Source organism: Vibrio navarrensis (genome assembly GCF_015767675.1).
Classification (GTDB): Bacteria; Pseudomonadota; Gammaproteobacteria; order Enterobacterales; family Vibrionaceae; genus Vibrio.
Genome location: NZ_CP065218.1, coordinates 805,079 through 827,956, shown reverse-complemented (window position 1 = coordinate 827,956; position 22,878 = coordinate 805,079). Strand labels below are relative to the sequence as shown.

General features: G+C 48.8%; 20 protein-coding genes. 9 read left to right on the top strand and 11 right to left on the bottom strand.

The genetic code is table 11. The annotated features are described in order from the left end of the window. The first annotated feature begins 215 nt into the window (after positions 1-215). Entirely contained in the window at positions 216-2,750 is a 2,535-nt protein-coding gene (locus tag I3X05_RS20315; RefSeq protein WP_337971457.1) for a glycosyl hydrolase family 18 protein, read from the top strand. A gap of 64 nt (positions 2,751-2,814) precedes the next feature. On the opposite strand, the gene I3X05_RS20310 is transcribed toward I3X05_RS20315, so the two are convergent. Continuing rightward, positions 2,815-3,669 carry an alpha/beta hydrolase gene (locus tag I3X05_RS20310; protein ID WP_045571385.1) on the bottom strand — a complete coding sequence of 285 codons (855 nt, stop codon included), beginning with the start codon at positions 3,667-3,669 and terminating at the stop codon, positions 2,815-2,817. Positions 3,670-3,754: 85 nt separating this feature from the next. After that, a complete protein-coding gene (locus I3X05_RS20305; protein ID WP_045571386.1) occupies positions 3,755-4,348 on the bottom strand; it encodes a TetR/AcrR family transcriptional regulator in 594 nt (197 codons plus the stop codon). Positions 4,349-4,822: 474 nt separating this feature from the next. Between I3X05_RS20305 and nhaD the strand changes: the two genes are divergently transcribed. Then, positions 4,823-6,259: a sodium:proton antiporter NhaD gene (nhaD, locus tag I3X05_RS20300; protein WP_337971217.1), complete on the top strand. Its 1,437-nt coding sequence runs from the start codon at positions 4,823-4,825 to the stop codon at positions 6,257-6,259. A gap of 83 nt (positions 6,260-6,342) precedes the next feature. Here nhaD and I3X05_RS20295 read toward each other — a convergent pair whose 3' ends face one another. Beyond that, on the bottom strand, positions 6,343-6,741 hold the full coding sequence (locus I3X05_RS20295) for a GFA family protein (RefSeq protein WP_193166707.1): 399 nt from the start codon (positions 6,739-6,741) through the stop codon (positions 6,343-6,345). Between the two features lie 199 nt (positions 6,742-6,940). Between I3X05_RS20295 and I3X05_RS20290 the strand changes: the two genes are divergently transcribed. Then, entirely contained in the window at positions 6,941-7,549 is a 609-nt protein-coding gene (locus tag I3X05_RS20290; protein ID WP_045571389.1) for a YitT family protein, read from the top strand. A gap of 19 nt (positions 7,550-7,568) precedes the next feature. Here I3X05_RS20290 and I3X05_RS20285 read toward each other — a convergent pair whose 3' ends face one another. Beyond that, a complete protein-coding gene (locus tag I3X05_RS20285) occupies positions 7,569-8,048 on the bottom strand; it encodes a methylated-DNA--[protein]-cysteine S-methyltransferase (protein ID WP_045571390.1) in 480 nt (159 codons plus the stop codon). A 1-nt stretch (position 8,049) separates the two neighbouring features. Further along, positions 8,050-9,417 carry a DNA-3-methyladenine glycosylase 2 family protein gene (locus tag I3X05_RS20280; protein WP_193166708.1) on the bottom strand — a complete coding sequence of 456 codons (1,368 nt, stop codon included), beginning with the start codon at positions 9,415-9,417 and terminating at the stop codon, positions 8,050-8,052. Positions 9,418-9,642: 225 nt separating this feature from the next. Here I3X05_RS20280 and I3X05_RS20275 point away from each other — a divergent pair, with 225 nt between their 5' ends. After that, a complete protein-coding gene (locus I3X05_RS20275) occupies positions 9,643-9,846 on the top strand; it encodes a hypothetical protein (protein WP_061895461.1) in 204 nt (67 codons plus the stop codon). Positions 9,847-9,914: 68 nt separating this feature from the next. Here the strand turns inward: I3X05_RS20275 and I3X05_RS20270 are convergent, their stop codons facing one another. After that, positions 9,915-10,811, bottom strand: a complete 897-nt coding sequence (locus I3X05_RS20270; RefSeq protein WP_045571393.1) for a LysR family transcriptional regulator — start codon at positions 10,809-10,811, stop codon at positions 9,915-9,917. Positions 10,812-10,960: 149 nt separating this feature from the next. Here I3X05_RS20270 and I3X05_RS20265 point away from each other — a divergent pair, with 149 nt between their 5' ends. From I3X05_RS20265 to I3X05_RS20255, 3 genes are read left to right on the top strand one after another with little or no spacing between them, the layout of a single operon-like run. Beyond that, positions 10,961-11,320, top strand: coding sequence for a DUF413 domain-containing protein (locus tag I3X05_RS20265; protein WP_039426671.1), 360 nt, complete (start codon positions 10,961-10,963; stop codon positions 11,318-11,320). Next, on the top strand, positions 11,320-12,360 hold the full coding sequence (gene gshB / locus I3X05_RS20260; protein WP_337971216.1) for a glutathione synthase: 1,041 nt from the start codon (positions 11,320-11,322) through the stop codon (positions 12,358-12,360). The genes I3X05_RS20265 and gshB overlap by 1 nt, the downstream gene beginning before the upstream one ends. Continuing rightward, entirely contained in the window at positions 12,341-14,344 is a 2,004-nt protein-coding gene (locus I3X05_RS20255; RefSeq protein ID WP_337971215.1) for a flavohemoglobin expression-modulating QEGLA motif protein, read from the top strand. Before gshB ends, I3X05_RS20255 begins: the two co-directional genes overlap by 20 nt. A gap of 92 nt (positions 14,345-14,436) precedes the next feature. Here the strand turns inward: I3X05_RS20255 and I3X05_RS20250 are convergent, their stop codons facing one another. Beyond that, positions 14,437-14,688 carry a DUF3081 domain-containing protein gene (locus I3X05_RS20250; RefSeq protein WP_045571396.1) on the bottom strand — a complete coding sequence of 84 codons (252 nt, stop codon included), beginning with the start codon at positions 14,686-14,688 and terminating at the stop codon, positions 14,437-14,439. Between the two features lie 331 nt (positions 14,689-15,019). Here I3X05_RS20250 and nagB point away from each other — a divergent pair, with 331 nt between their 5' ends. Beyond that, the gene (nagB, locus tag I3X05_RS20245; RefSeq protein ID WP_039426665.1) at positions 15,020-15,820 is read left to right on the top strand and encodes a glucosamine-6-phosphate deaminase; all 801 of its coding nucleotides are present in this window, start codon (positions 15,020-15,022) and stop codon (positions 15,818-15,820) included. A gap of 69 nt (positions 15,821-15,889) precedes the next feature. Here the strand turns inward: nagB and I3X05_RS20240 are convergent, their stop codons facing one another. The 3 genes from I3X05_RS20240 to gltS (I3X05_RS20230) all read right to left on the bottom strand — a co-directional run bounded on the left by I3X05_RS20240 (position 15,890) and on the right by gltS (I3X05_RS20230) (position 19,554). Further along, complete coding sequence (locus I3X05_RS20240; protein WP_045571441.1) at positions 15,890-16,756, bottom strand: hypothetical protein; 867 nt, start codon at positions 16,754-16,756, stop codon at positions 15,890-15,892. Positions 16,757-16,901: 145 nt separating this feature from the next. Continuing rightward, positions 16,902-18,128: a sodium/glutamate symporter gene (gltS, locus tag I3X05_RS20235; protein ID WP_045571397.1), complete on the bottom strand. Its 1,227-nt coding sequence runs from the start codon at positions 18,126-18,128 to the stop codon at positions 16,902-16,904. Between the two features lie 199 nt (positions 18,129-18,327). Further along, a complete protein-coding gene (gene gltS / locus I3X05_RS20230) occupies positions 18,328-19,554 on the bottom strand; it encodes a sodium/glutamate symporter (RefSeq protein WP_045571398.1) in 1,227 nt (408 codons plus the stop codon). A 794-nt stretch (positions 19,555-20,348) separates the two neighbouring features. Here gltS (I3X05_RS20230) and I3X05_RS20225 point away from each other — a divergent pair. Next, positions 20,349-22,010, top strand: a complete 1,662-nt coding sequence (locus I3X05_RS20225; RefSeq protein ID WP_045571399.1) for a methyl-accepting chemotaxis protein — start codon at positions 20,349-20,351, stop codon at positions 22,008-22,010. Between the two features lie 65 nt (positions 22,011-22,075). Here I3X05_RS20225 and I3X05_RS20220 read toward each other — a convergent pair whose 3' ends face one another. After that, a complete protein-coding gene (locus I3X05_RS20220) occupies positions 22,076-22,873 on the bottom strand; it encodes a LytR/AlgR family response regulator transcription factor (RefSeq protein ID WP_045571400.1) in 798 nt (265 codons plus the stop codon). Positions 22,874-22,878 lie beyond the last annotated feature (5 nt).

The following is a 22,878-nucleotide window of genomic DNA, read 5'->3' as shown; positions in this document are numbered from 1 at the left end:
GATAATTTATAAAACTTTATGCCACGGTTCCATTTCCAATGTAACACGTACTTTTCTTCCATCGATTTCTCTCTGGTCACTCGAAAAGCGCTTTAATTTTTTTTGCTGAAAAAAAAGACTCTTCAATACTGTTGATGATGCCGCGTGAACTCATTCACTGGCAGATTATGTCTCTTATTTTAATGACATAACATTCAAGGACTGAGAGAAACATGATGACTAAATTAAACCTGTGTGCAGCGAGTATTACGTTGGCTCTTTCCGGAGCCGCGCTTGCCGTACCGACCGCACCAAGCTTGGATCTGTATGGCTCCAACAATCTGCAGTTTTCAAAAATTGAACTCGCGATGGAAACCACGGCTGGTTACAACCAGATGGTAAAATATCATGACCAGGCCACCATATCGGTGAAATTCAATCAATGGAGTGGCAATACTGGCGATACGTACAATATCTACTTTGATGGGGTCAAAGTGGCCTCTGGTGCGATTTCTGGCAGCCAGACCACAGCCGCTTTCCAGTATGGCAAAGGCGGCTTGTTCCAGATGGAAATCGAAGCTTGTGATGTCACAGGCTGCGCAAAAAGTGCCCCCGCAGAAATTACCATTGCCGATACCGATGGTGCGCACTTAAAACCGCTAGTCATGAATGTTGACCACAATAACAAGTCTTACAACACGGATAAAAATACCGTAGTAGGCACTTACTTTGTTGAATGGGGCATCTATGGCCGCAACTACACAGTGGATAACCTTCCGGCACAAAATCTCACTCATATTCTCTACGGTTTTATCCCTATCTGTGGTCCAAATGAATCGGTCAAATCAGTTGGCGGCAACAGTTTCAACGCACTGCAAACCGCCTGTCAGGGAGTGCCAGATTATGAAGTGGTGATCCACGACCCGTGGGCCGCTTACCAAAAAAGTTTCCCACAAGCCGGGCATCAGTACAGCACGCCAATCAAAGGCAACTACGCGATGATGATGGCGCTCAAACAGCGTTATCCTGATCTGAAAATCATCCCATCTATCGGCGGCTGGACTTTGTCTGACCCATTCTATGACTTCGTTGACAAGAAAAACCGTGACACCTTTGTTGCCTCGGTAAAACGCTTCCTGACCACATGGAAGTTTTACGACGGCGTTGATATCGACTGGGAATTTCCTGGCGGTGACGGCGCAGCAGCAGATAAAGGCGATCCGATAAATGACGGCCCTGCATATGTGGCGCTGATGCGTGAACTGCGCGCCATGCTAGACGAGTTAGAAGCAGAAACAGGCAAAACTTACGAGCTGACTTCCGCTATCGGTGTCGGCCATGACAAGATCGAAGATGTCAACTATGCCGATGCAATCCAATACATGGATTACATCTTTGCCATGACGTATGACTTCTACGGCGGTTGGAACAATGTGCCTGGACATCAAACGGCATTGTACTGTGGTAACTTTATGCGCCCCGGCCAATGTGACGGTACTGGCGTCGATGAGAATGGCGTACCATACAAAGGCCCTGCGTACACCGCCGATCACGGCATTCAGTTGTTGCTTGCACAAGGCGTACCTGCGAACAAGTTGGTACTAGGAACGGCGATGTATGGCCGTGGTTGGGAAGGCGTGATGCCGAGCACCCTCACCGACCCAACCGATCCGATGACAGGCACAGGCACAGGCAAACTGAAAGGCAGCACAGCCCAAGGTGTTTGGGAGGATGGTGTCATCGATTACAAAGGCATTAAGTCTTACATGCTAGGGCCAGATAATACCGGCATCAATGGCTTTGAATATGGCTATGATGCACAAGCTGAAGCGCCGTACGTTTGGAACCGTAGCAAAGGAACGCTGATCACCTTTGATGACCATCGCTCAGTGCTCGCCAAAGGTGCTTATGCGAAAGCGCAAGGCTTAGCGGGCTTGTTCTCGTGGGAAATTGATGCCGATAACGGCGATATCCTCAATGCTATGCATGAAGGTTTGGCTGGCAGCGTGGTGACACCACCCAACAAAAAACCCACGGCTAATGCGGGCGCTGACATCACTGTTGTCGGTCCTGCTACTGTGACGCTCGATGGCTCTGCATCCAAAGACGCGGAAGGCCCAATCACTAGCTATGCGTGGAAGCAAGTCAGCGGTACAACGGTGACATTAACTGGCGCAAACAGCGCGTCCGCCAGCTTTAGCGCAGCGGAAGTGGCCGCCGATCAATCTTTGGCGTTCCAACTGACCGTCACTGATGCTGATGGTGCCAGTGCAATCGATACGGTGGTGGTCACAGTGAAAGCGAAAGATACTGGCCCAGTCAACACCGCGCCAGTTGCGAAGGTGAGCGCGCCTGCAACAGCCAACGCGGGTGATATAGTGGTAGTAGATGCTTCGGCTTCTTCCGATGCGGACAACGACGTATTAACTTACACTTGGCAGTTGCCACAAGGGCTGAACGCACAAGTCAGCGGCTCGAAAGTGACCTTCACCGCCGCAGAATACAGCGCAGATACTAACCTAGTTTTCTCGGTCACCGTGAGTGATGGCTTAGCAAGCTCGGTCGCTTCTACAACGGTTGTGGTGGCGAAGAAGGACAGCGGCAGCACCTGTAGTAATGCATGGGATGCGTCCGCCGTTTACACTGGTGGTCAGCAAGTCACTTACGCAGACAAAACTTGGCAAGCGAAATGGTGGACTCAAGGTGATGATCCAACCAAATCTGGTCAATGGGGCGTATGGAAAGAAGTGGGCCCTGCTAACTGCAACTAACCTCCGTTAGTTACTTAATCCACTAAGAAGCAAGATCAGGTGCAAGCACCTGATCTTTTCTTTCTCAGCACGCTTTGGCTAAACGATCAAAGCTCTCAAACACTTGCTGGCATTTCATCACGCGACCATGCCCTTGACCGCTGGTACTGATCAGTTCAACACGTGGCATTTCTCTCGCGGCAGAGGCCGATATTGCGTGGCTGGTGAATTTATCTTGCTGATCGTGCACTATGATTGTTGGTGCTTCGCGCATTGCCAAACGGCGATAAGGGTCGATAGACTGAATGGGATAATTGAACTGCTCTTCAACCTCTGACACCACCGCCTTAAACAGCTTCATCGAATAGCCTGAACGTTCAATACTCGAGAACAGGTTCTCAACATAGTTGAGCACGGGCGCAATCAACAAAATCGGCTTGTTTTCCAGTTTACGATGACGGCATTCAAGCGCGGATGCGGTTCCCATACTGTGACCGATCAAACCTTCGATTTGCTCAACCGAGTCGAGTATCGCCTCTAAGCCTTCAACAAAAGCGGGAATGTGTCCAATCTCACCTGAGCTCTCACCATGCGCCGGATGATCATAGGCAAGCGCAGTAAATCCTTGTGCGGCAATATACTCCATTAGCGGGAAAAACTGGCTGGCCGTTCCTGACCAACCATGGGTCAGCACCCAAACCGGCCCCGCACCTAGCTGATAGGTGGTCAAAGTGCCGTGAGATGTGCTGACTTGGCCTTTCACCAGTCCATTCGGTTGTGCATTTTTGCTCTTCGTTCGCGCCGGAGTAAGTAATAACTTACGTGCGGTTTTCTTCGCATGAGTCGGGGCAAGCGTGTGATGCAAGCGAGTAGACCAATTCACTAAACTGCGCTTTAGGCTGAACTTTCCTGACGTATTGAAGTAGATTTTTTCACTCATTTTGTTGTCCTTGGATCGCAATAGAACGACCGTGCTATTTTCATGTTTTAAAAAGGGCAACCGCGTTGCCCTTACTTATCGACGCCTAAAGCGCGCGCCAACTGACCAATAATTTCTCAACACCTAACCAAAAATGCGTTTGGCTATCCTGCTTACCACGAATCGAATAGAACACGTGAGCGCTTAAGTAGAGGCCATACAATTCGAATACCGCTTGCTTCGCCTGCAAATCAGCACGAAACGCTCCGAGTTCGATGCCTTTTTCTACCTGAATTTGCAAGTAATCCAGCCACTGCCCTATCGATTGACGCAACGCATTTTGCAGCTCGCACTCTTTACTACTGACGTCATTCCACGCGTCAAGAAACATACAACTGCCTTGAAAAGAGTGATTCCACGTCATCCAATTATCGAGAAGCTGGCGAATCTTCTGTTCAATATCGCCATCCCCCAACCGTCTGGCTGGCGCAATAACACGCTCAGCAAACACTTGATTGGCGTACTCAAGCACTGACAACTGCAAATTCAATCTGGCATTGAAGTGGGCAAACAAGCCACTTTTCGACATACCGCACAACTTTGCCAGTTCACCAATGGTTAAGCTGTCTAGCCCATTTTCACTGGCTAACTGAAACGCTTGCTGCAGTATGTACTCTTTTGTAATTCGACCTTTACTCATAGTGGCCCTTTTTAGCACGACCGTTCTTTTTAACCAAGCAATAATTGCCTAGTCACATCTGAGGGAGTTAACTGACGAGGGATTTTCCATGATCTTCCTCAGCAAAATCGTGATTAGACCTTTGCAAACTGCGACCTAAATCCCACTTCGAGAAAACAAGAGAAAGACACATCTAACTCTTTGTAAGTAATCACAAAAATTTGCCAATAAACTCGGTAAAGTGACCAATTCATTCCACATGTGGTAGCCAAAGATAGCAAGGAGGGGTTATGTGGACCAGTCAATTAACACCGATTTTAGAACTCAGCGCCTGGTTATCTCATGGCCTGTATCTTGTTGCCGCTCTGCTCAGTGTCGCTGGTTTATACAGTCTCAAGCGCTAACATTCGCGACGTCCAACGAATTGGACTGTAATCACACCTAAGCCGTTCATTTGTGTCTAGAATTTCTCCAAACAAATAAGGAGAAATTTCTATGAGCATTTTTCAATGGATGGTTGCACTCATCCTGCTATTTTTTCCTACTTGGAGTCACGCGGCCAACACCAGTACGCTTGATCTCACCACCTCTGCCATTGGAATCGTCTCGCTGGTTATTTTCCTTTTCGCCTATCTCTTGGTGATGCTGGAAGAGTATCTCAAGATGCGTAAGTCGAAGCCTGTGCTGCTGGCAGCGGGTCTCATCTGGATCCTCATTGGTTTTGCTTATCAAGCACATGGACAAAGTGACGTTGCCAAACTGGCCTTAGAACACAACTTACTGGAATATGCCGAGCTACTGCTGTTCTTGCTGGTGGCAATGACCTACATTAACGCGATGGAAGAGCGCGGTTTGTTTGACGCTTTGCAGGCTTGGATGGTGGGAAAAGGCTTCGATTTTCGCAAACTCTTCTGGCTCACGGGCTCTCTCGCTTTCTTTATTTCTCCGATTGCCGATAATCTCACAACCGCCCTTTTGATGTGCACCGTGGTACTTAAAGTCTCCGGCGATAATCGGCGCTTTGTCAATATTGCCTGTATTAATATCGTGGTGGCGGCCAATGCCGGAGGCGCCTTCAGCCCGTTTGGCGACATCACCACTTTGATGGTGTGGCAAGCTGGCCATGTCAGTTTTTCTCAGTTCATGCCGCTGTTTCTGCCTTCCGTCATCAACTACTTGGTGCCCGCTTTGATCATGTCGTTTTTTATTCCTCAAGAGCGACCACAAACCCTTCACCAACACGTCGAGCTAAAACGCGGTGCAAGGCGTATCGTCGCTCTGTTCGTCCTGACCATCGCCACGGCAGTGGCTTTCCATGCCGTGCTGCATTTTCCTCCTGTGATGGGAATGATGATGGGCTTGGCCTATCTGCAGTTTTTTGGCTATTTTCTCAGAAAAACCTTGGTGCGTTCTTTGGCGAGAAAAACCGCCATCGCCATTGCCAATGGGGATGAAGAGGCGTTGAAACGTTTAGGTTCGGTGATGCCCTTTGATGTCTTTCACCGTATCTCGCGCGCCGAATGGGACACCTTGCTGTTTTTCTACGGCGTAGTGATGTGTGTCGGTGGGCTCAGTTTGCTTGGCTATTTGCAGGTGGTTTCACTCACCATGTATAGCGAGTGGGATCCGTTCTGGGCCAACGTCATGGTTGGTTTTCTCTCGGCGATTGTTGATAACATCCCGGTAATGTTCGCCGTGCTGAGTATGGAGCCCGCCATGTCGATAGGTAACTGGCTGCTGGTCACGCTAACCGCAGGTGTTGGCGGCAGTTTACTCTCGATTGGCTCAGCAGCGGGGGTCGCATTGATGGGCGCCGCCAGAGGGAAATATACCTTCTTTGGTCACTTAAAATGGACGCCAGTGATTTTGTTTGGTTACTTTGCCAGCATTGCCGTCCACTTAATGTTTAACTCCGCGCTGTTTACGCTCTGAAGCGAAAAAAGGGGTAAACCGATTCGTTTGCCCCAATGAAGCTTTCGCTTAGCGCACTTTGGCGCAGAAATCACCCCTGCCAATTACTGCCAGTCCGCTGGGTGGTTGACGCCATCCATTAGCGGCACATCCCCCAACTCATACGGGTTCACACCATCCAGACAACCGAGGTTGTAACCATATTCGTCCGGCGCGGAACGACGTTGATGATGAGTATAGATGCCGCAGTGAGAGCAAAAGTAGTGCTTGGCGGTGTGGGTATTAAATTGGTACAGCTTGAGTGACTCTTCACCTTGCAAAATGCGGATACCGTCCAATTTCACCGAAGCGACGATGGCCCCTTTTCGTCGGCAAATCGAACAGTCACAGCGTCTTGGTTTCTCAATACCATTGGGCAGGCTCAGTTCGAGCACAACCTTGCCACAATGGCAGGAAGCGGTGTGTTTTTCTAAGATCTGGGTTTTTCCAATTTGTTTGATCATTGAAGCTCTCCTTGTATGCGCCTTGTAGCAAACTCATTTTTTCCCTCAACCTCAAATCCGCTGTGTAAATTTTGTTAAACACATAACATTTTGCCGATTTCAGTATGCCACTCGACAAAAAACACAATAGTCGACATCTTTAGTCAGTTTTTTGCCCGTTTTACGTCTTTGACGACCAAATAAGAAAGGAATCATGATAATGGATAAAGATCATAGCCTCAGAGAAAATCTATTGGCTCTGACGCTCGGTAGTGCCTTGGTTTCACTCGGCGTCATTTTTTTCAGCAAAGTGGGACTACTCACTGGTGGCACCGCTGGATTAGCAATTTTCCTGACAAAAATCAGCGACTTTAGTTTTGGTCAGGTATTTTTTGCCCTCAACTTGCCTTTTTACCTACTTTCCGTGCTGCGCATGGGTTGGCGTTTTACCATCAACACCTTTATCTCGGTCACGATTGTCTCTTTCGCCGTTGACCATCTGCATCACGTGATTGAAATCGCGCATATTGACCCGTTCTACGCAGCGCTACTGGGCGGCGGATTGATTGGGATTGGCATGCTGATCATTTTCCGCCACAAAATGAGCTTGGGCGGCTTCAACATTCTTGCCCTGTTTCTACAAGAGCGCTTTGGCATCCGAGCAGGTAAAGTGCAAATGGCGCTCGATTGCGGCATCGTCATCATGTCGCTGTTTATTGTTGAGCCAACTCTAATTGCGCTTTCCGTGTTAGGCGCGGTGGCCACCAACTTGATTTTGGCCATGAATCACAAACCAGGGCGCTATCAAGCAAAAATTCAAACGGCTTAACAATGACTTAATCAGGGGCTTATCGTCCCTGATTGCTTTCTCTCTCCAATAACCACCGCTTCCGCTCAATTCCGCCTGCATAACCCGTGAGTTTGCCGTTCTTACCAATCACACGATGGCAAGGTACTACAATTGAAACCGGGTTTTTACCGTTGGCAAGCCCCACCGCCCGAACTGCTTTTGGGTTGCCAATCGCATTGGCTAACTCCTGATAACTCCATGTTTCTCCGTAAGGAATGGTGGTTAACGCCTGCCAAACCTGCATCTGAAAAGCGGTTCCTTTAGCAGCAATCGGCAAGTCGAATTGGGTCCTCTTTCCAGTGAAGTATTCATCCAGTTGAGTTAACGCCAGACTAAGCACGGCGTGGTTGGCATTTTCCTGACCGAGATCATCTGGCAGAGTCGTTTGAGTGGTAAACCAGATGCCAAGTATGCCTTCATCATTGGCTTGCAACGTCATCTCACCCAATGGGCTTGGTGCGATAGTGTAATAGTTCATATCATTGATTCCATAGATGAAAAGTAGCGTAACTCCCCCATGGGGAGGCCGTTTTTGCGTTCAGTTGCGGATAAGCTAGCAAAGCTTTTTTCACCACCAAATCCTTATCTAAAAAACAATCTGGGCGCGATTCTCCCCTGAGCTGCGCATAACTGACCGTCCAAGGTCCAATCCCTTTGAGCGCTAACCACGTTTTTGGATCCGCATCAGGGTTGTCTTGCATATAACAGGCGAAGCGATGCAAGGTCTCTTTACGACTTTGCGGCATACGCAGAAAATCGAGATTCGCTTGAGCAAGTTGCAAAGGGGTTGGGAAACAACGCTCACTAGGCTCTGGCATTAACGTGCTCACCAGCAAGTTAAGCTGTCCGATGGCCGCCTTAACCGACACTTGCTGACCTAAAATGGCGCGAACGCCCGCTTCCCATGCATTCCATACTCCGGGAATGCGAATACCGGTTTGTTTGACAAGACCAGGAGCGAGTGACTGAAAATGGCGCTCAATGTTATCGGTATTGCAATTCAGATCGAGCATTTGGCGAATTTTTTTCACTAGCAAGTGCAGTTGGCCAACATCGTCTAATCGAAACCACACCGTCATCTGCTGTTCTGCCGTTTGCTGCACCCTAAACCAAGCGCGCGCTCCCGCCAAATCTGCAAAGCGGGAGTAGCTGTTCTCATCCACTTGCTCGACACCCTCAATTGCGCGCAAACGGTAGAAATTCAGCATATGTGACCAATTGAGAGCGCCCTGAAAAGGGATAATCAGCGCTTGCTCATCTGCTGGCAGCGCAACTTCTCGCCGCACCTGTGAGGGAGTCAATTGGATCACTTCTTTAAAAGCGTCATTAAAGCGACGCGTGCTGTTAAAACCCGCGGCAAAGCCGATGTCTGTAACACTGAGATTACTCATGTGCAGCAGTTGTTTGGCAAACATCAACTGTTGATATTGGGCGTACTGCTTGGGCGAGATGCCCAAATAGCGTGAAAACAGTTGCCGCACATAACGATCGCTCACGCCTAATCGCTGTGCAAGTTCAGTGAGAGAGTGCTGCTGTAACGAGCCACTGTCAATAAGATTGAGCGCGCGCTGGAAGGTGGTTTCTACGCCTTTCCACGCCCAAGAGCCCGGGTGGCTTTCTGGCCTGCAACGCAAACAAGGGCGATATCCGGCATCAAGCGCTTGGGTGCGATCGCTGTAGTATTCCACATTTTCTTCTTTCGGCAGATTAGCCGGACAGACCGGACGACAAAAGATGCCTGTGGTTTTTACCGCCACATAAAATAAGCCGTCAAAACGACTGTCACGCGCCATTCTTGCCTGCTGGCATTGCTCTGTCGTCAACGATGAATAGACTGATATCGCCACTAAAACACTCCTTCGCTTGATGCCCTAATTGTAAACATCACAGCGCACACAACCAGCCATTTTCGGAACTGAATGATGACGAATGAAATGTCGCGACAATGATGAGCCTTCGCTGCATCCATTCTTGTGGCAAATTTGCCAAACTGAACTAAGGTAAAAGTTGTGACACCAGTTCACCGCTTATTAATGGCTGGGTCAGCAACGTCAGATAGAAGGAAAACGGCTATGGATCTGCATACCTGCATTATTGTGCTGCGTAACAGCAATGTTATTACCAGCAACTCTGTGGAAGACTCACTGGGTATCATTGAAACTCAGGGGCCTAAAAGCATCTCAACCATTCAAATCAATGCCCGTGATGGGAACTTTATCCGAACCTATCACTGCAACAATATTGAGGATTCTCTTGAAAGCCTAATGAACCTGTAGTGCCTCTCCTAAAACACAAAAAGCCTCGTTATGAGGCTTTTTGTTGTATCTCAGGGGCCAGAACGGTTTTATTCGTCTTCAACAGGCCGCTCGGCCACTTGTTGCAAACTGTAGGCGGTGAGTGGATCGATCATCTTCACCAACTCCTCCACTTGGCGAATCGCATCTATGGTCGAACTGGCTTTGCGATAGCTGAGATATATAGGACGATACCAATCCTCAACACCGGGGACACGATACAGTTGGTCATTGGCAATGAACGGCTGGACCAAAGAAGCCGGCAAATAAGCGCTGCCCCCTTTCTCTAAAATGAAATCCAAGGCAATGCGCGCAGTCGAAGTACGTAAGTATGGAGCCATACTTTTGGGGTGGCGTTCGGCGTGCTCAGACGCGAATTTGGTGCCCCAATCGACGTAAACATATTTGTTGTCAAATACCGTCTCTCTGTTGTGCGGCTGAGTCGACACCAGTATCAGCACTAAATCGGCCACTTTTTTGCAGTACAGTTCATCGGCCTTAATTTGATCAAAAGCAAACGCCATGTCTAACGTGCGCTCTTGCAAGCCACGATTGAGTTGCTCACGCCCCATCACTTCGGCGATAAAACCGTAGCCACCAAACGCATCGCTCACCACACTCAAACAGTTTTGCAGATAGGCATCCCACACGTTGGGCGTTCCACCCAGTGTCAATTGCAACCCTCGGCCATCTTGCATCGACAGCTCTAACTTAGCCTGCTGCAGCGTCGCCACCATCACTTCCGCATAGCCAACCAAGCGCTCACCCGCGGACGTCAATTTGATGTTGTTGCGATCACGAATAAATAACTGGGTATCAAAATAGCTTTCTAGCTGCTTAATTCGGGCACTCACCGCAGCCTGTGTGATGTAGAGATTTTCTGCCGCTCGACCAAAATGACGGACCTTAGCCAACTCTAAAAATGTTCGAAAGACCTTTACGTCCATTGCACTTCTCCGGGTTAATCGCCATCAGATTAACAATAAAAAACAATCTTTTCGATAAAAATGTTTTGTTTTTCTTTTGTTAACTTTGCGCCTAATTTTCGCCGTAAATCATCATTGTTGATCAATAACGGTTATAGAGGCTGTTTGATATGTCTGACACGACGATTCGTCATGGCAAAAAACGTTTTTACGATAACGCAAAGTTTCCTAGAGGATTTGCCAAATCCGGTGATTTTACTCTGGCAGAAGAGGAAATCCTAACACTTTATGGGGACACTTTGCAGGCTCTGGAAACAGGTGAATTGACACCAGAAAACGAAGCAGAAGAACATTTTCTGACTCTGTTGGATAACCCAGAAAATGCCAACAGCAAAGTAGAACGCACTTGGCTCAAATACGTTCGTTTAGCGCGTGGTCGCAAGCGTTTTCACACTCTGAATGGCCGCAATAAGCCAGACGCAGGGGATGATTACGTGGAAGAAGACGCAAGCCTAAACGAGGAAGATTAATGCATATCTGCTTTTTGATGTATCCATGGGAGCAGGTATGTGCGGAAACGGACACCACGTTGCGCTTAGTGCACGAATGCGCGTCCAGAGGCCATACGGTTGCCATTACAACAACAAGCGGGTTAACCATTCGTGACAGCAACGTGTTCGGTTTCTGTCAGGTCCTGAAAAAGGGCCAAAAAATCTCCGGGAAAGTGCCCACTTTCTATCGCCAAGCTGAGTTTCAAAAAGCCCGCCTCCCCATGGCGGGCTTTGACGTTATTTTTATGCGCGCCAATCCGCCACTGGATAATCTGGCGTTAAACTTTCTCGATTCAATCAAAGATGATACCTTGATCATCAATGACTTAGAAGGGCTACGCATTGCCAATAACAAGCTTTACACCGCTAGCATGGGCGGAACGGCGAGCGAGTTTCTTCCCAGCACCCACGTTTCAAAAAACCGCGATTACCTTCAGCGCGTGTTGGAAGAATCGCCCAGCGAGAAGATGATCCTAAAGCCACTCAATGGCTTTGGCGGCCATGGCGTGATTGTGATTGAGAAAAACGCGCGGCAAAACTTTCGCTCTCTGCTCGATTTTTACATTGGTGAAGGGGAACAGAGTAACTACGTGATTTTGCAAGATTACATCGAAGGCGCAGAAGAGGGTGACAAACGCATTCTGATGCTAAACGGAGAGCCGATTGGTGCAATGCGCCGCGTCCCGGCGAGCGGAGAGTTCCGCTCCAATGTGCACGCTGGCGGCTCGGTGGTTAAGCATGTGATAAGCAAGGAGGAACGCCGTTTGTGCGCCGCAATCGGGCCCAAACTGGTTCGCGATGGCCTCTATTTTACCGGTCTCGATGTGATTGGTAACAAGCTGGTGGAAGTGAACGTACTCAGCCCCGGTGGCATCACACGCATCAACAAATTAAACCGCGTGCGCCTTCAGCGTCAGGTGATTGATTTTGTTGAAAACATCGTAAACTCGAAAGATCTGTTGCAACAGCGCAAAAGCGCGTTTCGCAGCGCCGTGCAAAATGCACACATCGAACACTAATGCTTACTCCCTGCAAGAGATGCTTGGGTTTATCAAGCAAGGATTGCCATTTAACGGCGAGTTAATCGGTGCGGGCTGTTACATCAAAATCGATGAATACCTTCCCGTGGTTTGTACCGCGATTCACGCCGGACATCGTTTAAGACCCGATCTGCACAAACAGTGCTTGCTTAACCCAGACGAACGCTATTTTGAAGAAGACCCGTTTACCGATCAAATGATCGCCTCCCAGCCGATTACGTTAATCGGTCTCGACTCTCGTTTTGAGTACGATCTTAATCGTCCGATGGCGCTCAGCACCTATTACAAATCGGCATGGAGCCGACAAGTGTGGCAAAAAGCGCTTAGTGCCCATCAACGGCAAGAGAGCCATCGCAAACACGCCGCTTTCTACACGCTCTATCAAGCGCTGATTGGCAAGCTAGAAGCCCTGCACGGGATGGTGGTGGTGTTTGATCTTCATTCGTACAACTACAAACGACAAAAGGCCGACGCGCCAATATTCAACATCGGCACCGCCCAGATCGATATGGAACGTTGGGGCCCGGTAGTGAAACGTTTCTGCACTGAGCTTGAGCAGATAACGCTACCCAACATGACCACCAGCGCGGCAATCAATGCGGTGTTTGAAGGTCGAGGGTATCTGATTTCCCACACCAATGCGCACTTTGACCGCACGCTGGTGTTACCAACCGAAGTGAAAAAAATCTTTATGGAGGAAGAGAGCGGAACCCTATTTCCGCTGGTGTTGGAAGCTCTGCAAACCGGGATCAAGCAAGCCTTTAGCCAAACAGGTGCTTATTTCCAGCGCCGCTTTAACCGACAGCATCGCATTGGCAAAGCCGACATGCTCAGCTCATCGATTGAACCAGCAGTACTGCACGTTGACAAGGCGCTGTATAAACTGGCGCAAAAATTGGAAACGCTTAAATACGTTAATCCAAACAATCTCAGCGCAGAGAAAAAGCGTTTTGAAGCCGCGCCCAGTCGCTACCAACCGGACTACCGCTACCGTCAATTACCCCTGCATGCCAACGAGTTTAAATCTCAGCTTTATCGGTTACCGGTTGAAGAGATTGCCGATCCAGACATGCGCCAGCTTTACAGCGACACGCTCAATAGCTTGAGCGAACAAGTCGATCTGCTTACCCACGTCGGCCAAGAATCGTTTCTCTATCACTCTTTGCGCCACTATGGCCGCCCGGATAGCAACGCTATCAATAACGCTCAGTTTCTTCTTTACGCCAAAGCGCTGGCAGACGATGAAGTTGAGCAATACAGCGCACAGCAGGCCAAGCAGTTAATGCAAGAGGCCGCCGAGCAGTGGCACATGCCGTGCAAAGTCACTGCGTCTACGTCACTGGCGGCCAAAGCCATGGTGACGTCCCAGCCACCGACTATGCTGATCAATGGCAAAGCACGCTTTTCTCACGCCGAAGTGCAGCGTTTAATCCACCACGAGCTTGGCGTGCATATGGCGACAACACTGAATGCAAGAAAGCAGCCGCTCAATCTATTTCGTTTAGGCTTGCCCGGCGCGGCAGCCACTCAAGAAGGATTGGCCATCTTGGCCGAATACAAAGCGGGCTGGATGTCCCACCAGCGGCTGAAACTCTTAGCCACGCGAGTACTGGCGGTGCACTCGATGCTCAAAGAGCATAATTTCTACCAAACATACCAATATCTGCGTGACGAACTGGTGTTGAACCAAGAGAGTGCTTGGACCACCACAATGCGCGTTTACCGTGGCGGCGGCTTTACCAAAGATCACCTCTATCTCAGCGGCTTTTTGCACATGCGCCAACTAGAGCAGCAGCGCAGCCTCGATAATCTTTTGCTGGGCAAATGCAGCCATCGCTATCTCGATCTGCTTGACGAGTTGGTCGCGCGCGGCTGGTTAGCCAAACCGCCTCACCCATTGATGGATAAGCGCGCCGAGTCTGAGCCACATCTCTCTTATTTGATTGATAGCCTAAAAATCTGACGGCCACTGAATAGCAAAACGACCGATAGAAAAAGCTCCACAGACCACGTGGAGCTTAGAATCTAATGACTTGGGCAACCGCACTCCACCCGCTATTTCGCTAGCGTCGCCACTTTCTTCAAGAAACTCTCTTTGAGATGTTCCTGATCGTAGTCAAGATGATAGGTGTTGTGAAAACCAATTTTCAACTCAACGCCATTACCGCGCATGTAAATACTGTAGCCATCGTAATCGGAGAAGGCTTCAACACCTTCATAGATTTTTCCGAACTCCGTCGGCGTACCACGCTCCATAATGACTTCGTAAGCATGCAAAATTTTGGTGGAATCGAGTTCGTTTTTCATAATGGTACTCCTGACCAAAGAGACATTTTAAGTATGGTTAACGACACAAAATTTAGCCAATGGCGAAACATGAAGCCCATCAAAAGTTCACTTAATTCAAGTGGTAAATTTATCCCTTCATCCTAGAGAACACATGCCAACTTCGCTCGTCCACCAGTGACATTCTTCGGTCACAAAATGGACAAAATCGCCACTAACTCAGCGAAATGTAACGTAGAAAAACAAAAGTTGTGAAATTTTGACCTAAAACAATGGCAGACCCAGAAAACTTATTTTATAATGCAAAATAATGTTTCAGCATAACAAAATTTCCAATATCTAGGGGCGAAAAATGAGACTTATCCCGTTACAAACCGCGGCACAAGTTGGTAAGTGGGCAGCGGCGCACATTGCTAAACGCATCAATGATTTCAACCCAACGGCAGAGCGTCCGTTTGTGCTTGGCCTGCCAACTGGCGGCACTCCACTCGCGACTTATAAAGCACTGATCGAACTATACAAAGCAGGAGAAGTGAGCTTTAAACACGTGGTCACTTTCAATATGGACGAGTACGTGGGCCTCGATCCACAGCACCCAGAATCTTACCGCTCGTTCATGTACAACAACTTCTTCAATCACGTGGATATCCAGGAAGAAAACATCAACCTGCTCAACGGCAACGCTGAAGATCACGAAGTCGAATGCCAACGCTACGAAGATAAGATCAAGTCTTACGGCAAGATCAATCTGTTTATGGGCGGCGTGGGTAACGACGGTCATATTGCCTTCAACGAGCCAGCGTCCTCTCTGTCATCTCGTACTCGCATCAAAACGCTGACCGAAGACACGCGTATTGCCAACTCACGTTTCTTCGATGGCGATATCAATCAAGTACCAAAATACGCGCTGACCATCGGCGTAGGCACCTTGCTCGATTCTCATGAGATCATGATACTAGTCACAGGCCACAACAAAGCGCTTGCACTGGAAGCGGCTGTTGAAGGCAGTGTTAACCACCTATGGACCGTGTCTGCACTGCAATTGCATCCAAAATCGGTGATTGTGTGTGACGCACCATCGACCCAAGAGCTCAAAGTAAAAACCGTGAAATACTTCTCTGAGCTAGAAGCGAAGAACATCGAAGGCTTCTAATCGCACTCGCGGCGTTTCAATTTGCAATAAAAATCCCGCATCAAACGCGGGATTTTTATTGGCTCTTTTTCAGTAGGCTTTGATACCAAACTGACGCAGCCTAGCTGGCAGCACGTCATCCAATTTATCCACCTCTTCAGGCTCAATTTCGATCAGATTAAAATGGTGTGCTTGGTAGATGGCTCTGGTTTTTTCTCTGATGCTGTCCGCCGTTACACTGTTGTCTGAACCCCAAAATTGCAGATAGACCTTGCCCGCAGGCAAGTAGAAATCGCTCATCACCTCTTCTTCTATCGGCAGTTGTCTTTCATAAGCGTGCACGACACCCGCCATGTACAACCAATTATCAATCAACAGCTCACCTTTCGAGCGGACATAGTGGCCATCTAAAGTGCGGTGTTTGGCCTCAAATTTCTGCCGAAAATTCGACAGCGAGCGATCGGTGGACTGCGTCTGTGCGTCTTGACCTAAAAATTCCACCACCGATTGACGCAAACGCTTGTGACGCAGCAGAGAATCGTGCCACAGCACGTAGAAAGGGTGCTCGCTGCCATCGCCTTTTTGTTTGCCGCCAGCACGGATCCCAGATTCGGTTAACTGCCAACCTTGCTCTGATTTAAACATCCAACCCAGTTCACTCAACAATTGGTTGATTTTTTTCGCATTGAGTTGCCACGCTGCTCCCAGTTCAGTGGCACTAAGCAGCTTGCCTTGAGTATTGGCCAATTCGATGTGTAAATTGGCAGGCCACACAATGAATTGACCGAACTTGGGGTGATCGACATACTCTCCGCCAAAACGAGCGCCGAGTTCCGTTAAGATCCATTTATCACCCACGCGGCTAATGTAACCAGCACGTTTGAGATCGCTAAACAACATCGGAGCATCCATGTTGCGCATTTTGGCCAACGCCGTGGTGGAAATTTTTTCGCTCATCATGCTGCCCTCGGTTTACCTTTCCTCTTTATGCCGCCAGCAAAACAGTGCAAACGGTTGCAAAACCATTGTAATAGAAGATGGCTGAATCAGATAGTTCGCTGTTTTATAAAGAAAAGGGAGCTCACGCTCCCAAGTCAAAGGCTTAGCCAAGCAGGGAAATAAACCCCTGTAAGATGATCATGTTCATTAAGTCGATAAAAAAAGCGCCAACAATCGGCACCACCAGAAATGCCTGTGGAGAAGGGCCAAAACGATTGACGATGGTCCCCATGTTCATCACCGCTGTTGGCGTCGCGCCGAGGCCAAAGCCGCAATGGCCGCTGGCAATCACCGCGCTGTCGTAACCGCGCCCCATCAAGCGATACGTCACGCCATAGGCAAACAGCGCCATGGCGAAAGATTGCACCGTAAGAATGAGTAAAAACGGCAGCGCTAAATCAAAAATATTCCACAGTTTCAAACTCATCAACGCCATAGCCAAAAACAGTGACAATGAGACGGTGCCGATGATGTCCACCGTCTCCGCTTCCAATTTTCTCACTCGGGTAACTTCAAGCAAATTTGTGACCACAACGCCAATCAGCAAGGCATAGACAAAATCGGGGATCATCAGCCAGCGGATAGCCAAGGCACTGAGCCACTGCTCCAGATAGCGAGCACCCAAAACACACAGCAGAATCAACGCCAAGCTTTCAATCACTTTCTGCGCCGTCACTTTGTCTTCTTCATACTGGTTGTAGGTAACAAGCTCAGGGAAGCGTTGATGCGCTTGTGGTCCACGCCCATATTGCGATTCCAACTGATGTTTATCAATCAGGCGCTGCGCCAGTGGGCTGCCTAAGATCCCGCCTACCACTAAACCAAAGGTCGCCGATGCCATGGCAATCTCCAACGTATTTTCAATCCCATAAATCTCGGTGAGGGTTTGCGACCACGCCGCGCCTGTACCATGACCACCAGACAAGGTGATCGATCCTGCAATCAAGCCCATCAGCGGATCGAGCCCCAACAAGCTTGCCAGTGAGACGCCAATGCCATTTTGAATCACAATGTAGAGCGAGGCGATCGCCAAAAAGAGCACAACTTTCACGCCTCCTTTGAGTAACTGGCTATAGTTTGCCGCCAAACCAACCGTTGCGAAAAACATCAGCATTAAGGTTTTTTGCAGCGGCAGGTCGAAGTTGAGTGTCGTGCCACGAAAGTGCAGCAAGGTCATCACCGTCGCCACCACTAAGCCACCCACGATCGGTTCAGGAATATTGAATTTTTTCAGAAGAGGAAAACGGCCATTTATCAAGCCACCAAGAAACAGCACACCAATCGCCACGAGAAAAGACGCTAGCGGGCCAACAGAGACAACATTGTTCATAACACCCCTTTTGTTGCTCGTTGTTGTCCATACAGACAACGATTTTTCAAACAGGCAGTGTGCCGTCATCGTCAGGAATGTCACTGAGTCATGCCCATCTCATTCTCACCCAAAGAGAATTTAAGACAAATAACCTCAATTAATTATCATCAGATAAGAAAAAAGGAGCCCGAAAGCTCCTTGTTTTTAACATGAATGGCTATTTGATAAACGAGATAAACCCTTGCAGGATGAGTAAATTGACGATGTCGATAAAAAACGCCCCAACAATCGGCACCACCATAAACGCCTGAGGCGACGGGCCAAAACGATTGACAATCGAGCCCATATTCATCACCGCAGTGGGAGTCGCTCCCAAGCCAAAACCACAGTGCCCTCCGGCCATCACCGCTGCATCGTAATTGCGCCCCATCACTCGAAACGTCACGGAGTAAGTAAACAGCGCCAGCACAAGCGACTGAACCGCGAGAATGAGCAGAAATGGAATCGCCAGATCAAAAATGTTCCACAGTTTTAGGCTCATCAGCGCCATCGCCAAAAATAAAGACAGTGATACCGTGCCCAGCATATCGATGGTTTCTGCGTCCAATTTACGAATTTTGCTCACTTCCAGCAAGTTGGTGATGATCACACCAATAAACAGCGCATAGACGAAATCGGGAATCATCAGCCATTTGATTTGATACGCACTCACCCACTGCTCTACGTATTTAGCACCAGTGACGCAGATCAGCAGAAAAAATAGCTTCTCAATCACCTTTTTGGCGGTTACTTTGTCTTCTTCGTTTTCGTTGTAGGTCACCAGCTCGGGAAACTTTTCGTGAGTTTTCGAACCGCGCCCGTACTCCGACTCTAACTGATGTTTATCGACCAAACGCTGCGCCACTGGGCTACCGATCAAGCCGCCGATAATCAGGCCAAATGTCGCTGACGCCATTGCGATTTCTAGCGTATTTTCAATGCCATACAGATCGGTGAAGGTTTGCGACCACGCCGCGCCCGTGCCATGCCCGCCAGAGAGGGTAATCGAGCCCGCAATCAGGCCCATTAATGGCTCCAGACCTAGCGCGCTGGCTAACGCTACGCCAACTCCGTTTTGAATCACGATGTACACGGAAGCAATGGCTAAAAAGAGCAGCACTTTCGCACCACCTTTGAGCAACTGCGTATAGTTCGCCGCCAGCCCCACAGTGGCAAAAAACATTAACATAAAGGTGTTTTGCAAGGGCAAATCAAACTGCAAATCCACGCCATGAAAGTGCAGCGCGGTAATGGCGCAAGCCACAATCAACCCACCCACGATAGGTTCTGGAATGTTGAACTTTCGCAACACGGGCAATTTTGCATTAATAAAATGGCCGAGAAACAGGACGCTAATCGCCACTAAAAATGATTCCAGCGCGCCGACGGTAATTAGATGATTCATACAACCTCTTCATCTCAGACTCTTTATCTTCCTTGATGTCAGAGTGTTGTTGTTACTTTTGAACGTCAGTGCTGCATTGTGTTTAAGGCGTCGAACTAACCTCGCCACAGCGCATGGTTAGCAACAACAGAGACAAGCCATCTGGTTAGGCTCAGACAGGAAGACGATCATCGGGTGATGTCTCAAACACCCTCTGCAAGCTTCCAAAATGCAAAAGGAGCTATCTCTAGCTCCTAGAAGTGTCGGCAAACTGCACATCTCACTTTCCTCGATGAGGTGCAAAAGCCTTACGCGCGTACTGGCGTTCAAAATCCGTTGCTATTGAGTTGGTCAAACAGAGCCTATCAACGGCCAAACCATCGAATCATTGCGATGCTGATTCTCGCACCAAATCAATAGGTCGAAAACTATAGCATAATTCGAAGAAAATGTCCGAACTTAGCTTAAACAGCCAATTTAATCAGAAAAATCATCGATAAAAACCAGAAAAGAAAACAATATCAGTACAAAAACAAAAGGCCGCTTAAACAATATCTCACATATCATTTCGTACACCAGTGGAAGTAAGCATCGCTACCGTGACAGCCCAACAATAAGCAACCGAACGCTTAAAATGTGCGGCTAAAAAAATGACAAAAAGCAAAATTACGGCAATAACTTCATTTTTCAGCCACAAAACTTTCAGATTTCACAGTCTGAACAGTCAGATTTGGCTACGCTTAACACATAACTATTACACCATCTATCAACGCTAAGTTGTCACGATATAAGCCGATTAAGCAAGGAAAGTAGCAATGAGTTTGACCATAAGAAAAAGACTCTACATTTTGTCAATAGTGCCGGTTGTCACCATTGCATTGGGCATGATGTGGTTTACCTATCTCAAAACCGTCGCGTTTAATGAGCAGCAGTTCAGTGTTACCCACGAGAACATGATGCGCATGAAGCAAGAGGAACTAAAAAACTACATACAAATGGCTGAATCCGCTGTTCAACCGCTATTAAAGAAAAACGCCCCGCTCTCTGAAGCGCTGCCGATTTTAAAAGAGATGCAGTACGGTGACTCCGGTTACATCTTTGGTTATGACTCCAAAGGGACACGGGTTTTTCTCGGTAAAAGCGAGAAAGGAGTAGGCGAAAACTTTCTGAATTTGCAAGATCAGAAAGGCAACTACTTGATTAAAGATCTTTTAAAGAACGCCAAACAAGGTCAGTTCACCACCTACTATTTCCCCAAACCTGGGCAAAACACGCCACTGCCTAAGCTCAGTTACTCGCTGTACATTCCACAATGGGATCTGATGATTGGCACCGGTTTCTACACTGACGATATTGATGCCACCGTTAACGCGATGAAGGAAAATGCCCATCAAGCTTTGCAAGACACACTCACGGCAATCGGCCTGTTCTGTGTGGTTATCGCTGTGCTGGTGGTCATTTTCGCCGTGTTTGTTAACCGCAGCATCATGCGACCGTTGGAGCTGTTTGACCAATCGATCCGCTCGTTTGCCAGTGGTGATGCTGATTTAACCGCGCGTATGGAACCGTTCACCGTTCCTGAGTTCACGCAACTGGGCAAAAACTTTAACCAGTTTGTTGCCAGTTTGCAGAACATCATTCGCCGCGTCAGTGAAGTTGGGCAAGAGGTCGTCAGCGAAACCAACAACATGACAGGGCGTGCAACCCAAGTTGATGAAATCGCCACTGGCCAGCGGGAAGAAACCGAGCAAGTGGCCACAGCAATGACTGAGATGACTACCACGGCGACCGAAATATCAAACAACGCTAACCAAGCAGCACAAGCCGCTCGCGACGCGGAAGACAATGCCAACGAAGCACAAACCATCGTCAACTCAGCGGCCACTTCGGTGCGCGATCTGGCGGGTGAAGTCTCCAAAGCCAATCAGGTTATTTCCCGTTTAGAAGATGACGTGAAAAACATCTCGTCGTCGCTGGAAGTGATTCAAGACATTGCCGAGCAAACCAACCTGCTGGCGCTGAACGCGGCCATTGAGGCGGCGCGGGCTGGCGAGCAAGGACGCGGTTTTGCCGTGGTGGCCGATGAAGTGCGTAAATTAGCCAGCCGCACTCAAGACAGTACCGGCGAGATCCATCAGATGATTAATCAGCTCAAGTCCGCTTCCGATGCGGCAGTGAAAGCGATGGATGCCAGCCAAGCCCGTGGTGAACATACCGTTAAAGAGGCCAATGCGGCCGCAGAAGCACTGCTTAAGATCAAATCCTCGATTGGCACGATCATGGATATGAACTCGCTAATCGCTACCGCGACCGAGGAACAGAGCATTGTCGGACAGGAAATCTCCCAACGGATTGTGGTCATCTCCGATCAAAGCAGCCAATCTGCCGATCTGGCGAACCAAAACCGAGCGGGCAGTCAGAGCTTGAACCACAAAGCCCATGAGCTGTATGACTTGGTCGGTCGATTCACCGTATAAGCTAACGGTGCATGTAAAGTTCGGGCAGCCCATTGGCTGCCCGATTTACACTGTAAACACCACAGTTACATCCCTTTAAACAGACTTTGTGATGCGCGGCTTACCGGCAGTTGCGTTTTGCCGATATGCACAAACATATGTCCGCTAAAGTCCTTCTTCACCTTATCAATTTTACTCACCTGCACTACGCAAGAACGATGGATTTGCCAGAACTGATCTGGGTCGAGCTGTGCCAGCAACTCTTTTAACGAAGTGCGAATCAAATACTCTTGCATCGCCTCCCCCCCTTGCGCGGCGAAAACGGAGACGTACTTCTCTTCCGCTTTAAAATAGAGCACATCCGAAACCGCAATCAGATGGATCTCTTCGGCCAGTTGTGCCTTGATCCACTGCAAATGCGGCGGTGTGCGTAATGGTGTCGAGAGCTGCTGCAGTTGGCTCAACAAGGCAGAGAGCGAGGGATCACTTTGCGCTTGCCCCGCTCGCTCTTGCAACCGCTGCTCAACCCGCTGACAACTCTTTTGCAATCTCGCCGCCGAAATTGGCTTGAGGAGATAATCCACGGCATTTTGTTCAAAAGCGCGAATCGCGTAATCATCGTACGCGGTGATAAACACCACCAACGGCGCGCCTTGTTTGCCGTGCAATTGTTTGGCGACTTGTAACCCATCCATCACCGGCATACGAATGTCGAGAAACACCACATCCGGTTGATGCAGCCCAATAGCCTGCAACGCTTGTTCGCCATCTTCAGCTAACGCGACTATCTCCAGCGTTGGCCACACATCGGCGAGGCTTTTGTTCAAATGGTGTCGCAGCAGCGGCTCATCATCCACGATGATCGCACGATAGCTATCTTGCATCTTGT

Coding starts and splice junctions, on each gene's coding strand:
- I3X05_RS20265 (WP_039426671.1), top strand. CDS start 10,961: ATGTCTGACACGACGATTCGTCATGGCAAAAAACGTTTTTACGATAAC.
- I3X05_RS20275 (WP_061895461.1), top strand. CDS start 9,643: ATGGATCTGCATACCTGCATTATTGTGCTGCGTAACAGCAATGTTATT.
- I3X05_RS20290 (WP_045571389.1), top strand. CDS start 6,941: ATGGATAAAGATCATAGCCTCAGAGAAAATCTATTGGCTCTGACGCTC.
- nhaD (WP_337971217.1), top strand. CDS start 4,823: ATGAGCATTTTTCAATGGATGGTTGCACTCATCCTGCTATTTTTTCCT.
- I3X05_RS20310 (WP_045571385.1), bottom strand. CDS start 3,669: ATGAGTGAAAAAATCTACTTCAATACGTCAGGAAAGTTCAGCCTAAAG.
- gltS (WP_045571398.1), bottom strand. CDS start 19,554: ATGAATCATCTAATTACCGTCGGCGCGCTGGAATCATTTTTAGTGGCG.
- I3X05_RS20270 (WP_045571393.1), bottom strand. CDS start 10,811: ATGGACGTAAAGGTCTTTCGAACATTTTTAGAGTTGGCTAAGGTCCGT.
- I3X05_RS20305 (WP_045571386.1), bottom strand. CDS start 4,348: ATGAGTAAAGGTCGAATTACAAAAGAGTACATACTGCAGCAAGCGTTT.
- gshB (WP_337971216.1), top strand. CDS start 11,320: ATGCATATCTGCTTTTTGATGTATCCATGGGAGCAGGTATGTGCGGAA.
- I3X05_RS20315 (WP_337971457.1), top strand. CDS start 216: ATGACTAAATTAAACCTGTGTGCAGCGAGTATTACGTTGGCTCTTTCC.
- I3X05_RS20250 (WP_045571396.1), bottom strand. CDS start 14,688: ATGAAAAACGAACTCGATTCCACCAAAATTTTGCATGCTTACGAAGTC.
- I3X05_RS20285 (WP_045571390.1), bottom strand. CDS start 8,048: ATGAACTATTACACTATCGCACCAAGCCCATTGGGTGAGATGACGTTG.
- I3X05_RS20240 (WP_045571441.1), bottom strand. CDS start 16,756: ATGAGCGAAAAAATTTCCACCACGGCGTTGGCCAAAATGCGCAACATG.
- I3X05_RS20220 (WP_045571400.1), bottom strand. CDS start 22,873: ATGCAAGATAGCTATCGTGCGATCATCGTGGATGATGAGCCGCTGCTG.
- I3X05_RS20255 (WP_337971215.1), top strand. CDS start 12,341: ATGCACACATCGAACACTAATGCTTACTCCCTGCAAGAGATGCTTGGG.
- nagB (WP_039426665.1), top strand. CDS start 15,020: ATGAGACTTATCCCGTTACAAACCGCGGCACAAGTTGGTAAGTGGGCA.
- gltS (WP_045571397.1), bottom strand. CDS start 18,128: ATGAACAATGTTGTCTCTGTTGGCCCGCTAGCGTCTTTTCTCGTGGCG.
- I3X05_RS20295 (WP_193166707.1), bottom strand. CDS start 6,741: ATGATCAAACAAATTGGAAAAACCCAGATCTTAGAAAAACACACCGCT.
- I3X05_RS20225 (WP_045571399.1), top strand. CDS start 20,349: ATGAGTTTGACCATAAGAAAAAGACTCTACATTTTGTCAATAGTGCCG.